Annotated in this window: 12 protein-coding genes and 1 pseudogene; 12 read left to right on the forward strand and 1 reads right to left on the reverse strand. The window is 73.8% G+C overall.

The genetic code is table 11. The annotated features are described in order from the left end of the window. Positions 1-222: 222 nt before the first annotated feature. From ACIGXJ_RS11725 to kynU, 11 genes and pseudogenes are all read left to right on the forward strand, one after another. Positions 223-744: a DUF2617 family protein gene (locus ACIGXJ_RS11725; RefSeq protein WP_399643325.1), complete on the forward strand. Its 522-nt coding sequence runs from the start codon at positions 223-225 to the stop codon at positions 742-744. A 134-nt stretch (positions 745-878) separates the two neighbouring features. Then, positions 879-2,507 (forward strand): polyamine aminopropyltransferase, encoded by a 1,629-nt coding sequence (locus ACIGXJ_RS11730; protein WP_399643328.1) that lies wholly within the window; start codon positions 879-881, stop codon positions 2,505-2,507. Positions 2,508-2,927: 420 nt separating this feature from the next. Continuing rightward, a pseudogene (locus ACIGXJ_RS11735) lies at positions 2,928-3,270 on the forward strand (response regulator transcription factor); the annotation flags it as partial. 55 nt (positions 3,271-3,325) lie between these two features. After that, positions 3,326-4,117 carry an SRPBCC domain-containing protein gene (locus tag ACIGXJ_RS11740; RefSeq protein ID WP_399643330.1) on the forward strand — a complete coding sequence of 264 codons (792 nt, stop codon included), beginning with the start codon at positions 3,326-3,328 and terminating at the stop codon, positions 4,115-4,117. A 366-nt stretch (positions 4,118-4,483) separates the two neighbouring features. Next, positions 4,484-5,272, forward strand: a complete 789-nt coding sequence (locus ACIGXJ_RS11745; protein WP_399643332.1) for an aldose 1-epimerase — start codon at positions 4,484-4,486, stop codon at positions 5,270-5,272. Between the two features lie 10 nt (positions 5,273-5,282). Further along, the gene (pyrE, locus tag ACIGXJ_RS11750; RefSeq protein WP_399643334.1) at positions 5,283-5,831 is read left to right on the forward strand and encodes an orotate phosphoribosyltransferase; all 549 of its coding nucleotides are present in this window, start codon (positions 5,283-5,285) and stop codon (positions 5,829-5,831) included. Between the two features lie 155 nt (positions 5,832-5,986). Next, complete coding sequence (gene fbaA, locus ACIGXJ_RS11755) at positions 5,987-7,009, forward strand: class II fructose-bisphosphate aldolase (RefSeq protein ID WP_399643336.1); 1,023 nt, start codon at positions 5,987-5,989, stop codon at positions 7,007-7,009. A gap of 110 nt (positions 7,010-7,119) precedes the next feature. After that, positions 7,120-8,574, forward strand: coding sequence for an MFS transporter (locus tag ACIGXJ_RS11760; protein ID WP_399643338.1), 1,455 nt, complete (start codon positions 7,120-7,122; stop codon positions 8,572-8,574). Positions 8,575-9,121: 547 nt separating this feature from the next. Further along, entirely contained in the window at positions 9,122-9,535 is a 414-nt protein-coding gene (locus ACIGXJ_RS11765; RefSeq protein ID WP_399643340.1) for a DUF3151 domain-containing protein, read from the forward strand. Between the two features lie 151 nt (positions 9,536-9,686). Next, entirely contained in the window at positions 9,687-10,517 is an 831-nt protein-coding gene (locus ACIGXJ_RS11770) for a tryptophan 2,3-dioxygenase family protein (RefSeq protein ID WP_399643342.1), read from the forward strand. Continuing rightward, positions 10,510-11,694 carry a kynureninase gene (kynU, locus tag ACIGXJ_RS11775; protein WP_399643344.1) on the forward strand — a complete coding sequence of 395 codons (1,185 nt, stop codon included), beginning with the start codon at positions 10,510-10,512 and terminating at the stop codon, positions 11,692-11,694. Before ACIGXJ_RS11770 ends, kynU begins: the two co-directional genes overlap by 8 nt. A gap of 332 nt (positions 11,695-12,026) precedes the next feature. Here kynU and ACIGXJ_RS11780 read toward each other — a convergent pair whose 3' ends face one another. Then, on the reverse strand, positions 12,027-12,659 hold the full coding sequence (locus ACIGXJ_RS11780; protein ID WP_399643346.1) for a TetR/AcrR family transcriptional regulator: 633 nt from the start codon (positions 12,657-12,659) through the stop codon (positions 12,027-12,029). 207 nt (positions 12,660-12,866) lie between these two features. Between ACIGXJ_RS11780 and ACIGXJ_RS11785 the strand changes: the two genes are divergently transcribed. Next, on the forward strand, positions 12,867-13,748 hold the full coding sequence (locus tag ACIGXJ_RS11785; RefSeq protein WP_399643348.1) for an alpha/beta hydrolase: 882 nt from the start codon (positions 12,867-12,869) through the stop codon (positions 13,746-13,748). The last annotated feature ends 294 nt before the right edge of the window (positions 13,749-14,042 follow it).

The following is a 14,042-nucleotide window of genomic DNA, read 5'->3' on the forward strand; positions in this document are numbered from 1 at the left end:
AGTTGACCAGTGAAGCCCTCTGAGGGATGGAAACCCTACGAAGTTGGGTAAAAACGCTGTGGGGGCGCCACAGTTCATGATTCGCTCTAAATCACCTAAGCAGCCCCTCGGACCGTCCCTCGGAACCGTCCGGCGACTGGGCTGACCGGGCCGAACACCCGGTGCCGACCGGGATGCACCGGACCCACACCGCCTTCTTTTGCGTGCTAGCGGAGCCGATCCATGCTCACGACCCTGAAGACCTCCTACACCGACACGCGCGCGGCCGACCTCGCCTGGGCCCTCGGGCGCGAGCCGCTCCCCGCACTGGCCACCCTCGACCTCGAACTGACCCGGGCAAAGCTGCAGTTGAGGCTCCTGGGCGCCTCGCACCAGGTGCTCCTGGAGGAGGACCAGGTCAACTGTTCGGAAACCGTGGCGTGCATCCCCGGCAGCAGCACCCCGCTCCCGCTGGGCGTGGCCAAGCGGGTGGGCGACTGGGAGTACGAGTTCGCCGCGCGGGTGGAGGTGCTCTCGCCCGGGTCCTTCGCGGGCCGCGCCCAGGAGCTGCTCGCCCTGGTCTCCGACCACCCCCACGGCCTCGCGGGCGTCTTCCCCGGCAGCCCGCACGCCTTCACCGCGCTGCTGGCCCACCGGCACGAGGGGCAGGTCCACTGGCGCACCTGGCACGCCTATCCCCAGGACGGCCAGCTGGTCGCCACCCGCACCCGGGTCGGCGTCCGCGTCCCGGCCGCCGCCGCGTGAGGGCGCACCCCGGCGAAAGGGCTCCGCAAGCGCTTCACGGTCACCCGGCGCTGAAACGTCCTGCGGCCGACCGGCCCTGACTTCCACCCCTGTGGGTGACGAAGCGTGCTGGACCGGTGACGTAACGTCGCATCGTGATCGAACCGCACGCCCCCGCCCCGCCCGGCGCCCCGCCGCCGTGGCGCGGGCCCGCGCGGCTGCCCGTCCGGCCGGACACCGGGCGCTTCCTGGTCCTGGCGTGCGTGTTCGTCTGCGCGGCGTGCGGGCTGGTGTACGAGCTCGAACTCGTCGCGTTCGCCTCGTACCTGATGGGCGACTCGGTCACCCAGGCCTCCGTCGTGCTGTCCGTGATGGTCTTCGCGATGGGCATCGGCTCCCTCGCCGCGAAACGGCTGCGCCCGCGCGCGGCCGCCGGGTTCGGCGCGGTCGAGGCGATCCTCGCCCTCGTCGGCGGATGCAGCGCGATGGCGCTGTACGCGGTGTTCGCCTGGACCGGCGCCTGGGGCGGCCTGTGGGCGGGCGGGCCGCGCGCCCTGCTGGTCACCTTCTCCCTCGCCACCGGCCTGCTCATCGGCGCCGAGGTGCCGCTGCTGATGGAGCTGATACAGCGCATCCGCCGGCAGGACGCGGGCGGCGCCGTCGCCGACCTGTTCGCCGCCGACTACGTGGGCGCCCTCGTCGGCGGCCTCGCCTTCCCCTTCCTGCTGCTGCCCTTCCTCGGCCAGCTCACCAGCGCCATGCTCACCGGCGCGGTCAACGTCGTCGTCGGCGGCGCCCTGGTCCTCGGCCTGTTCCGCGGCGACCTCACCCGCCGCGCCCGCTGGATGCTGGTCGGCATCAACCTCACCGTCCTCGGCGTCCTCGCCGCCGGCGCCGTACTCGTCGACGACTTCGAGCGGGCCGCCCGCGAGGCCGTGTACGGGCAGGACGTGCGCGTGGCGCTGCAGACCGGCGTGCAGGAGGTCGTCCTCACCGGCGGCACCGGCGGCCGCCCCCTCGACCTGTTCCTCGACGGGCGGCTGCGGGTCAGCGGACGCGACGAACGCCGTTACCACGAGGCGCTCGTCCACCCCGCGATGAACGGCCCCCACGCGCGCGTGCTCGTCCTCGGCGGCGGCGACGGCCTCGCCGCCCGCGAGGTGCTGCGCCATCGGGACGTCGTCCGGGTCGACATCGTCGAACTCGACGCGGGCGTGGTCCGCCTCGCCCGCAGCGACCCGGCCCTCGCCGCCCTCAACGGCCGTGTGTACGACGACCCGCGCGTCCACGTCAGCATCGCCGACGCCTTCAGCCGGCTGCGCGGAGCGCCCTCGGCGGCGTACGACGTCGTCGTCGCGGACCTGCCGGACCCGGGCATCACCGCCAGCGCCAAGCTGTACTCGCAGGAGTTCTACGGCCTCGCCCGCCACGTCCTCGCCCCCGGGGGCCGGCTGGTCGTCCACGCGGGCCCGGTCACCGTGCGCCCCCGCGCCTTCTGGACGGTCGACGCCACCCTGCGCGCGGCGGGCCTCGCCACCACGCCCTACCGCATCGACGGCCGCGCCGCCGGTTTCGCCGCCGGCCCCGACCGCACCGCCGAGGCGGCCCGCACCCCGCACGACTGGGGCTTCCTCCTCGCCGCCACGGACGGCCCGCCGCCCCTGCACGTCACCGGCGTGCCCCGCACCCTCGACGACACCGACCTCGCCGAGGGCGCGCGGGCCGCCCTGCGGACCAGGATCGCGGACGCGCCGGTGTCGACGCTGGTGCACCCGCGGTACTAGCCGGACGCGCGGGCGGCCCGCCTCCCGCCCCGAGGGGCAGCAGGCGGGTCGCCGGATTCCCCCGCCGGTGTGGCTGCCGTGGCGCAGACGACGTTCCCCACGATCCGTCCCCCGTGCCGCCGTTGTGCCACCGACGCCACGGGCGCCGCACCGCCCCGCTCATCCCGCACCGGGTGGAATCCGGCGCCAACCCGTGCGGTAGCCGCGCGGCTCCTACAACTTCCGCGGTACGTACGGTGGTTGACGCCCCGCCCCGACATGGTCAACGGCCTCGCCCCGCTGCTCGCCGTGTACACCGTCGCCTCCCTGCGCCCGCTGCGCACCGCCGCCGCGTGCGGGGCGCTGCTCGCCGCGATCTGGATCTACGCCGGGCTGCTCAGCACCTCCGCCAACATGGCGTCCGTCGTCGCCCAGGCCGTCGGCCTGCTCGCCGCGGTGACCGCGGTGCACGGCGGCGACGCCCTGTTCGCGCCCGCCGTCACCCGGCGCCTGGTGGAGGCCTGCACCGGCCGTGCCGGAACCCGCTCCGGCGGCCAACCCCCGCCCGCTCTGGAGGCGTTGACCGGCCCCGAGGCCGAGGTGCTCCGCCTGGTCGCGCGCGGCCTGACCAACGCCGAGGCCGCCGACCGGCTCTTCATCAGCGAGGCCACCGTCAAGACCCGCCTCAACCGCACGATGACCAAGCTGGGCCTCACCACCGGGCGCAGGCGGTGGTGGTGGCGTACGAGACGGGCTGGTCACTCCGGGAGAGGCGCGCGAGTGACCCGGCGCCGTCGGAGGGGGTGTTTTCCGGCCGGGTCTGGGTAGGCTCCGACGACATGGAGCATGAGGTGCGGGTCCCGGTTTCCGTCGAGCGGGTGCGGGCTGCGCTGGCCGATCCCGCGCGTGTCGCCCGCGCGGTCCCCGGGCTCCAGCAGGAGGCGGGGGCCGACCCCGTCGCCGGCCGCCTGAAGCTCCGTATCGGCGGCACGACCATCACCTACCGGGGCACGGCGTCCGTGTCCGCCCGCGAGGACGGCACCTGCACCGTCGAGGGCGAGGCCACCGAGGTCCGTGGCGGCGGCTCCGCCAAGTTCGCCCTCACCGTCACGCCGCGGGAGACCGAGGACGGCACGGCACTCGTCTTCGGCGGTACGGGGTCGGTGGACGGCCGCGCCGCCGACCTGGCGCCGGAGACGGTGAGCACCGCGCTCACCCGGCTGCTGACCCGGTTCGCGGAGAACCTGGGGGAGGAGGCCGAGGCGGAGGAGGCCGAGGCGCCCGAGGCGGAGGTTTCCGACACCGGCGCGGAGGTTCCCGAGGCCGGGGAGGAGGCGTCGGCGTCCGTCTTCGAGACGGAGGTCCCGCCGCCGTCCCTGGACCCCCTCGCCGACGACCTCGACGAACCCTCCGAGCCCCTCGCCGAAGCCGCCCACGCCCGCCGCACGATGATCGGCCGCAGCGCCGAGGAGGTCGACCACGCGCCGCCGCGGGGCCGGTACGCCCCCGTTCCGGCGCCGCAGACGGCCACCGCGGGCACCGCACTGCGCTGGGCGGCGCCGGCGGCGGCGCTGGTGGTGGCGTCGGTGATCGTCGCGGGCAGGGCCCTGCGCAACCGCCGCCGCTTCTAGGTACGCAGGGCCGTTCAGGCGCCTCCATGCGGGCGGGTCCGCCGCGCGGTCGCGACCAGCCGCACACGGCCCGCACGCGACCCAGCCGCATATGGCCCGCACGCGACCCGGCCGCATACGGCCCGCAGGCGACGGCCGCATACGGCCCGCAGGCGACCCGGCCGCATACGGCCCGCAGGCGACCCGGCCGCATACGGCCCGCAGGCGACCCAGCCGCATACGGCCCGCAGGCGACCCAGCCGTATACGGCCCGCAGGCGACCCAGCCGCATGCGGCCCCGCACGCGACCGGCCGCATAAGGCCCGCAGGCGACCACAATGAGCCACCCTTCCCCCGCCCGGGTGATCACGCGAGTATGGTCACCCCGTGAGTAACGAAGAGATCACGCTGACCGCGGGCGACGCGGAACTGACGATCACCCCCGACAACGGGGGCCGCCTCAGCAGCCTCAAAGTCGCCGGCGGCGAACTCCTCAGGCAGGGCGACCGCTTCGGCTGCTTCCCGATGGTCCCCTGGTGCGGCCGCACCAGGGACGGCCGCTTCCGTGACGGTGCCGTGGAACACCAGCTGCCCCTCAACGCCCCGCCCCACGCCATCCACGGCACCACGCGGGACGGCGCCTGGTCCGTCGCCCGGACAGGCGAGGACGAGGCCGTCATCACCTACGACCTCGTCGACCCCTGGCCCTACACCGGCCGCGTCACCCACGTCGTCGCCCTCACGCCCGACTTCGTCACGCTCACCATGGCCGTCGAGACGTACGAGTCGTCGTTCCCGGCGCAGATCGGCTGGCACCCCTGGTTCAACAGGACCCTGAACGGCACCGCCGCCGTCCTCGCATTCGACCCCGCCTGGCAGGAGGAGCGCGGCGAGGACCACCTCCCCACCGGCCGCCGGATCGACCCCCGGCCCGGCCCCTGGGACGACTGCTTCGGCATGCCCGACGGCGTCGACGTCACCCTCACCTGGCCCGGCCTGCTGGAGCTGAAGGTGACCAGCCCCGAGCGCTGGGTCGTCGTCTACGACGAGCAGGAGGCGGCCGTGTGCGTGGAGCCGCAGACCGGCCCGCCCAACGGCCTGAACACCGCCCCGCGCCTGGTCACGCCGCTGGACCCGCTGGAGGCCACCACGACCTGGAGCTGGAGGCGGCTCTAAGCTGTCAGGCATGACGGACGTTCGCGCGGCGCTGCTGCAGCAGATCAAGGACAAGGCCGTGGTGCACGGCAAGGTGACCCTCTCCTCGGGTCTGGAGGCCGACTACTACGTCGACCTGCGCCGCATCACCCTCGACGGCGAGGCCGCCCCGCTGGTCGGCCAGGTGCTGCTCGACCTCACCGCGGACCTGGACTTCGACGCGGTCGGCGGTCTCACCATGGGTGCCGACCCGGTCGCCGCAGCGATGCTGCACGCCGCCGCCGCGCGCGGCAGGCGCCTGGACGCCTTCGTCGTCCGCAAGGCCGCCAAGGCGCACGGCCTGCAGCGCCGGGTCGAGGGCCCGGACATCAAGGGCCGCCGTGTGCTGGTCGTCGAGGACACCTCCACCACGGGCGGCTCGCCGCTGACCGCCGTGGAGGCCGTGCGCGAGGCCGGCGCCGAGGTCGTGGCCGTCGCGACGATCGTCGACCGGGCCACCGGCGCCGCGGAGAAGATCCAGGACGGCGCGGGTGTGCCGTACCTCTTCGCGTACGCCAAGGACGAACTCGGCCTCGACTGACCGTCCCTACTCGCGGGTAGTGACCGCCCGCTGGACCACGCCTGGACCTTCCGGCCAAGTCTGGAAAGATGGGGCCGACGATGACGTCGCCCCCATGGTCTAGGTCAGGGCCGTAGCACCACAAACGCCCACCCGCACATACAAGGAGCGGACAGATGCCCATCGCAACCCCCGAGGTCTACAACGAGATGCTCGACCGGGCGAAGGCAGGCAAGTTCGCCTACCCGGCCATCAACGTCACCTCGTCGCAGACGCTGCATGCGGCACTGCGCGGCTTCGCCGAGGCCGAGAGCGACGGCATCATCCAGATCTCCACGGGTGGCGCGGAGTTCCTGGGCGGCCAGCACGACAAGGACATGGTCACCGGCGCCGTCGCCCTGGCCGAGTTCGCGCACATCGTCGCCAAGAAGTACGACGTGACGGTCGCCCTGCACACCGACCACTGCCCCAAGGACAAGCTCGACGGCTACGTCCGCCCGCTGCTCGCCATCTCCGAGGAGCGCGTCGCCCGCGGCGAGAACCCGCTGTTCCAGTCGCACATGTGGGACGGCTCCGCGGAGACCCTCGCCGACAACCTGTCCATCGCCCAGGAGCTGCTGGAGCGCGCCCGCGCCGCCAGGATCATCCTCGAGGTCGAGATCACCCCGACCGGCGGCGAGGAGGACGGCGTCACCCACGAGATCAACGACGAGCTGTACACCACCGTCGACGACGCCATCCGCACCGCCGAGGCCCTCGGCCTGGGCGAGAAGGGCCGCTACCTGCTCGCCGCGTCCTTCGGCAACGTCCACGGCGTGTACAAGCCCGGCAACGTCGTGCTCCGTCCCGAGCTGCTGAAGGAGCTGAACGACGGCGTCGCGGCCAAGTTCGGAAAGTCGTCCCCGTTCGACTTCGTCTTCCACGGCGGCTCCGGCTCCACCGCCGAGGAGATCGCCACCGCGCTGGAGAACGGCGTCGTGAAGATGAACATCGACACCGACACCCAGTACGCCTTCACCCGCCCGGTCGCCGGCCACATGTTCGCCAACTACGACGGCGTGCTGAAGATCGACGGCGAGGTCGGCAACAAGAAGGCCTACGACCCGCGGACCTGGGGCAAGCTCGCCGAGGCGTCCATGGCGGCGCGTGTCGTCGAGGCCTGCGCGAACCTGCGCTCGACGGGCACGAAGATCAAGTAAGCCTCGTCTCTCCGCTGCGAGCCCGGCGCCTCGGCGCCGGGCTCGCCGTTTGCCGGGCTCGCCGTTTGCCGGGCTCGCCGTTTGCCGGGCGGTGTGCGTTTACTGGGGTCATGCCCGACGTCCGGCTGGCCTCCGCGCAGGGCCGATGGATCCTGCTGACCACCGTGCTCGGCTCCAGCATGGCCCTGCTGGACTCGACCGTCGTCAACGTCGCCCTGCCGGCGATCGGGCGGGACCTCGACGCCTCGCTCGCCGGGCTCCAGTGGACCGTCAACGCGTACATGCTGACGCTGGCCGGTCTGATCCTGCTCGGCGGCTCGCTGGGCGATCACTACGGGCGGCGGAAGATCTTCGTCGTCGGCGTGGTGTGGTTCGCCGCGGCGTCCCTGCTGTGCGGACTCGCCCCCAACGCCGGCGTGCTCATCGCCGCGCGCGCGTTGCAGGGGGTCGGCGGGGCGCTGCTCACGCCCGGCTCACTCGCCCTGATCCAGGCGTCATTCCACCCCGACGACCGGGGGCGGGCGGTCGGCCTGTGGTCCGGGTTCGGCGGCATCGGGGCCGCCGTCGGGCCCTTCCTCGGCGGCTGGCTGGTGGACGGGCCCGGATGGCGCTGGGTGTTCCTGCTGAACGTGCCGCTGGCCCTGCTGTGCGTGCCGGTGGCGCTGCGGCATGTGCCCGAGTCCGGGGACGGGCGGACGCACGGCCGGTTCGACGTCCTCGGCGCGGTGCTGGGGGCGGCGGCACTCGCGCTGGTGACGTACGCGCTGATCGAGGCCCGCGGGGGCGGGGCCGTGGTGTGGGCCGCGGCCGTGCTGGGCGTGGTCCTCGGCGTCGCGTTCGTGCGGGTCGAGCGGCGCCGGCCCGATCCGATGCTGCCGCCGGACATCTTCGCCTCGCGGCAGTTCACCGCGGTCAATCTGGTCACGCTGTGCGTGTACGCGGCGTTCGGGGGCTTCTTCTTCCTGTCGGTGGTTCAACTGCAGGTCGTCTCCGGGTACAGCGCGCTCGCGGCGGGGACGGCGTTGCTGCCGACGACCGTGCTGATGCTGCTGTTCTCGGCGCGGGCCGGGGAGCTGGGGGAGCGGGTGGGGCCGCGGCTGCCGCTCACCGTCGGGCCGCTGCTGTGCGCGGCCGGGATGCTGCTGATGACGCGGGTGGGGGAGGGGGCGTCCTATGTGCGGGACGTGCTGCCCGCGCTGCTCGTCCTCGGCCTCGGCATGGTCACGCTGGTCGCTCCGCTGACCGCGACCGTGCTGGCCTCCGTCGACACCGCCCGGGCCGGGCTGGCCAGCGGGATCAACAACGCCGCTGCCCGGGCGGCGGGGCTGGTGGCGGTCGCGGCGCTGCCGCTCGTCGCGGGGATGGGCGCCGAGGCGTACCGGTCGGCCTCCGCCTTCGACGCGGCGTTCGGCCGGGCCATGCCCGTGTGCGCGGGGGTGCTGGTGGTGGGCGCCGCCGTCGCCTTCACGACGGTACGCCGCCCCGACCCGGGCTGCCGCCGCCCCGAATGCCGCACCCACGCGTCGGTGACCACACCCCCACTGGAGGGCGAGCGCCTCCCCTGACCCCCCCTGTGGCCACCGGGATGCCTGCGGCGGCCTGCGCGGGTCGGGTGGTCGGTTGCGGTAGCGCACCGGGTTCGGTGGGTGGGCCGGGGCCGGGCCGGGGGGTTGTCCGTCCTCGGTCCGGCGATCCGGTCGGCCGGGAGGTCCAACCGGGCCCCGGGGGCCGGGGGGCGCTTCCCCTTGTACGCACCTGACGGCAGCCCCCCAGGGGCGCGGGGAACTGCGCGACCAGCCACGGACGGCCCGCACGCGCGCACGGCGGTACGAGCCCGGCGGGGTGGGCGGTCTTTCAGGGGCGCGGGGAACTGCGCGACCGACCACGAACGGCCCGCACGCGCGCACGGCGGAACGAACCCTGCCGGGATGGCGGTCTTTTCAGGGGCGCGGGGAACTGCGCGACCAGCCACGAACGACCCGCACCCGCGCACGGCGGTAAAGCCCCGCTTGAGATGGCGTGGCACGCACCCCTCAGGGCAAGAACAGGCACCCTCACCCCACCCCCCGTCCGCTGAAGCCGAACGCAGTGGCATGTACCAGACTGGAGGTCATGACGATTCACGAGAACCTCCTCGGGGGCCCGCCCCCGACCCACCTCCCCGACGACCCCGAGCCGCGCGAGCTCCTCGCGAGCGGCACCCCCGCCGCGGAGGTCGCCGCGAAGTACCCGACGTCCTCCCTGGCCTGGGCCCGCCTGGCCGACGAGGCGTTCGAGCGGGGCAGCGTCGTGGAGTCGTACGCCTACGCCCGCACGGGCTACCACCGCGGCCTCGACGCCCTGCGCCGCAACGGCTGGAAGGGCCACGGCCCGGTCCCGTGGGAGCACGAGCCGAACCGCGGCTTCCTGCGGGCCCTGCACGGCCTCGCCCGGGCCGCGCAGTCGATCGGTGAGCAGGAGGAGTACGAGCGCTGCTCGCAGTTCCTGAAGGACTCCTCCCCGACGGCGGCCCAGACCCTGGGCTAGGGGTTGTCCCTGGTGCGGGCCCGGCCGTGTGATCAGGTCGGGCCTTGCACTTTGCGGGGGTGACGTCCGAGGATGCCGGTGGGGACCGGGGCCCCCGTGTCGGTAACGGCAGGGGCGGACCGCTACCCGGAGTACACAACAGGAGACAGCGATGTCCCACGAGGCTCACGAGCCCGAGACTCCGCATCTCGATTTCCAGGGCACGACGCCGTACGAGGACTACGTCAAGGCGGACGTGCTCACCCACCTCCAGCACACCCTCTCCGACGATCCCGGAGAGATGGTCTTCCTGGTCACGACCCAGGTGATGGAGTTGTGGTTCACCGTCATCGTGCACGAGTGGGAGACCGCCGCCCACGCCCTGCGCGGCGACGACGTGCCCACCGCGCTGGCCGCCCTGAAGCGTTCCGTGCGCGAGCTGGAGGCCCTCAACGCCTCCTGGAAGCCCCTCGCGCACCTCACGCCGGCCCAGTTCAACTCGTACCGCAGCGCTCTCGGCGAGGGCTCCGGCTTCCAGTCGGCGATGTACCGGCGGATGGAGTTCCTGCTCGGCGAGAAGTCGGCGTCCATGCTCGTCCCGCACCGCGGCGCGCCCCGTGTGCACGCCGAGCTGGAGAAGGCGCTGCACGAGCCGAGCCTGTACGACGAGGTGCTGCACTTCCTCGCGCGGCGCGGCCACGCGATCCCGGAGGCGGTGCTCAAGCGTGACATCACCCAGCGCTACGAGCCCTCCGACGAGGTCGAGGCCGCCTGGACGGCCGTCTACTCCGGCGACCCCGGCGACGAGGCCGCCCGCCTCGGCGAGGCGCTGACGGACGTCGCCGAGCTGGTCTGGCGCTGGCGCAACGACCACCTGGTCGCCACCCGCCGCGCGATGGGCGCCAAGCAGGGGACCGGCGGCTCGGCCGGTGTCGCCTGGCTGGAGAAGCGGGCCCGCAAGAACGTCTTCCCCGAGCTGTGGACGGCGAGGTCCCATGTCTGAGCTGAGGGCCAAGGCGCAGAAGCTGGACGCCGTCGACGAACTCGCCGCCAAGCGCGGCGAGTTCGTCCTCGACGACGTCGTCTACCTCGACGGCAACTCCCTGGGCGCCCTGCCCGCCGCCGTCCCCGGCCGGGTAGAGGACGTCGTACGGCGGCAGTGGGGCGAGCTGCGTATCCGGTCGTGGGAGGAGAGCGGCTGGTGGACCGCGCCCGAGCGGATCGGCGACCGCATCGCCCCGCTGGTCGGCGCGGCGGCGGGCCAGATCGTGGTCGGGGACTCGACGAGCGTCAATGTCTTCAAGGCGCTTGTCGCGGCGATCCGTATGGCGGGCGAGGACCGCGACGAGGTGCTGGTCGACGCCACCACCTTCCCCACCGACGGCTACATAGCCGAGTCGGCCGCCCGTCTGACCGGCCGTACGCTGCGGCCGGTGACCCCGGCGGAGGTGCCGTCGGCGCTGACCGGCCGCACGGCCGCGGTGCTCCTCAACCACGTCGACTACCGCACGGGCCGGCTGCACGACCTGCCGGCCCTCACGGCCGCGGTCCGCGACGCGGGCGCCGTCTCCGTCTGGGACCTGTGCCACAGCGCGGGTGCCCTGCCTGTCGGCCTGGACGAGCACGGCGTCGACCTCGCCGTCGGCTGCACGTACAAGTACCTGAACGGCGGGCCCGGTTCACCGGCGTACCTCTACGTACGACGTGATCTGCAGGACCGCTTCGATTCCCCGCTGCCCGGCTGGAACTCCCACGCCGAGCCCTTCGGCATGCGCTCCTCCTACGAGCCGGGGAACGGGGCCCTCCGCGGCCGTGTCGGCACGCCCGACATCCTCTCCATGCTCGCCCTGGAGGCTGCCCTGGAGGTCTGGGAGGGGGTGTCGGTGGACACCGTCCGCGCCAAGTCCCTCGCCCTGACCGACTTCTTCCTGGAGTGCGTCGCCGAGTACGTCCCCGAGGGCCGTGTGGAGTCCCTCACCCCTGTCGCCCACGCGGAACGCGGCAGCCAGGTCGCCCTGCGCTGCGACGACGCCGGCGACGTCATGCGCCACCTGATCGACCGAGGCGTCATCGGCGACTTCCGCGCCCCCGACGTCCTCCGCTTCGGCTTCACCCCCCTGTACGTGACCTACGCGGAAACGGAACACGCGGCCCGCGTACTGTCCGAACTCCTGGCCTGACCCCACGGCCGCGTATGGAGGTAACGCCCCGCTCGGAGGGCCGCCCCCGAACACGGCTGGGCGCCAGTGCCCCAAGGGGCGCGGGGAACTGCGCGCCTGGCCACGGACGGCTCGCGGTCGCGTAGGGCGGGAAGACCCTGGTAGGGAGGGCGGTCTTTCAGGGGCGCGGGGAACTGCGCGCCTGGCCACGGACGGCTCGCGGTCGCGTAGGGCGGGAAGACCCTGGTAGGGAGGGCGGTCTTTCAGGGGCGCGGGGAACTGCGCGCCTGGCCACGACGGCCCGCGGTCGCGTACGGCGGGAAGACCCCGGCCGCCCCACCGCCGCACACCTCTCAGCCGCAGGCCCCCGTGCCACCAGGGCTCCCCCCGACGAACACCCCCGCCACCGCCGCCGCGTAGGCAGCCCGCGCAGCCCGCTCGGCGGCAGCGGCATCCGGCGCGACCCCGGTCGTCAGCAACTGGTAGTACAGCGGGGCCGACACCGCCCGCACGACATCCCCCGCATCCGTACCCGCAGGCAACTCCCCACGCACCACGCCCTGTTCCACACAAGGCGCCCATTCAGCCACCCGCACCTCGTAGAACCGGGCGAGCGCCTCCGCCGTACGCGCGTCACACGTCGCCGCGGCGATCACCGCCCGGAACAACGCCCCCTGCCGGGCATCGGCCAGCGTCCGCCGGACCAGGGCCGCGTTCGCCCGCAGGTCCCCGAGCACGGACCCGGTCTCCTCGCGCGGCAGCGACTGCTCGGCCATGTCGGCGAGCAGGTCGGCGACCAGCCCGGTCACCGAGCCCCAGCGCCGGTAGACCGTCGTCTTGCCCACCTCGGCCCGCCGCGCGACGTCCGCGAGATCGAGGTGCGCGAACCCCTGCTCGGCCAGCACATCGCCGGCCGCGCGCAGAACGGCCGCGCGCACACGCGCTGTACGCCCTCCGGGACGTACGGTGCCGGGTTCGGCGGACATGGGCGACCTCCTCGTACGGCTTGCTCCAGTGCTCAGCCCTTGAGGGCAGCGTAACGAAACAGCAGAACCGTTTAATCCTCACCCTGCGTGAACATCCCCGTGTCCGCGCACGTCACGGGCCTGATACCGTCCCCGCCAACGGCCGGAGTTCTGCCGGTCGATCTCACCCGGTCCGCCACATCCGTTTCGCCGCTGAGAGGTTGGAGCATGCCGGACGACGCCGCAGCAGCACGGGCAGCCGCCGAGGAGGAGTCGGCGTTCTCGCACCCGCCCGTCGACCCCGACGTCACCGCCGCGTACGGCGACCACCCCGACCAGCTGATCGACTTCTACGCCCCGCGCGTCCAGGCCGGACCCGGCGGCCCCGCCCCGCTGGTCGTCGTCCTGCACGGCGGCGCGTGGCGGGCGCCGTACGACCGCGCGCACATCAGCCCGTTCGCGGGCTTCCTGGCCCACCGGGGGTTCGGCGTGGCGAGCGTGGAGTACCGGCGCGGGGCCCTGGAGGCGCCGGGCGAGGGCGGGCCCGTCGCGGGCCGCTGGCCGGACACCTTCGACGACGTCGCCGCCGCGCTGGACGCCCTGCCCGGCCTCGCCCGCGAGGCGCTGCCCCAGACCGACCCGCGCCGCACGGTGGTCACGGGTCACTCCGCGGGCGGCCACCTCGCGCTGTGGGCCGCGGCCCGGCATGTGCTGCCCGTGGACGCCCCCTGGCGCCTGGACCGGCCCGCGCCCCTGCGCGGCGTCGTCGCCCTCGCGCCCATCGCCGACTTCACGGTCGCCGAGAAGCTCGGCGTCTGCGGCGGGGCCGCGCGCCAACTCCTGGGAGGGGACGCGGGCTTCACCGAGCGCCTGCCGTACGCCGACCCCGCGCTCCTGCTCCCCACCGGCATCGCCACCACCCTGGTCCAGGGCCGCACCGACGACGTCGTCCCGTACGCCGTCGCCGACGCCTACGCCGACGCCGCCGCGAAGGCCGGCGAGGTGGTCGGCGTGACCCTGCTGGAGGACGTCGGGCACTTCCCGCTGATCGACCCGGTGGCCGACGCGTGCGCGGTGGTGGCGGAGGAGATCGCGCAACTGGCCTGGTGAGGGGGACGCGTACCGGTCCGTCCGGGAGGCGGACGGCGGCCCGGGCGGCCCCCGGTGATACCCGTAATACCTGAGAGCTACGCGGCAGAAGAGCTCTTCGGCGGGACGCGAGCGACAGACCTCGATCCATAACTTTCCCACCAGAGCGGCCCGATGAGCGGGCCGGCTGGAGGGGAGGACGGCCGTGGGCCTGCGCAGAAGGCGCGTCGGGGCGGGGACCGGGCGGAGACGGGCAGTTGCCGGGCAGGCGGCAGCCGAGCGTGCGGCGGCCGGGTGGGCAGTTGCCGGGCGTGC

The organism is Streptomyces sp. NPDC053367 (genome assembly GCF_044545925.1).
Classification (GTDB): Bacteria; Actinomycetota; Actinomycetes; order Streptomycetales; family Streptomycetaceae; genus Streptomyces.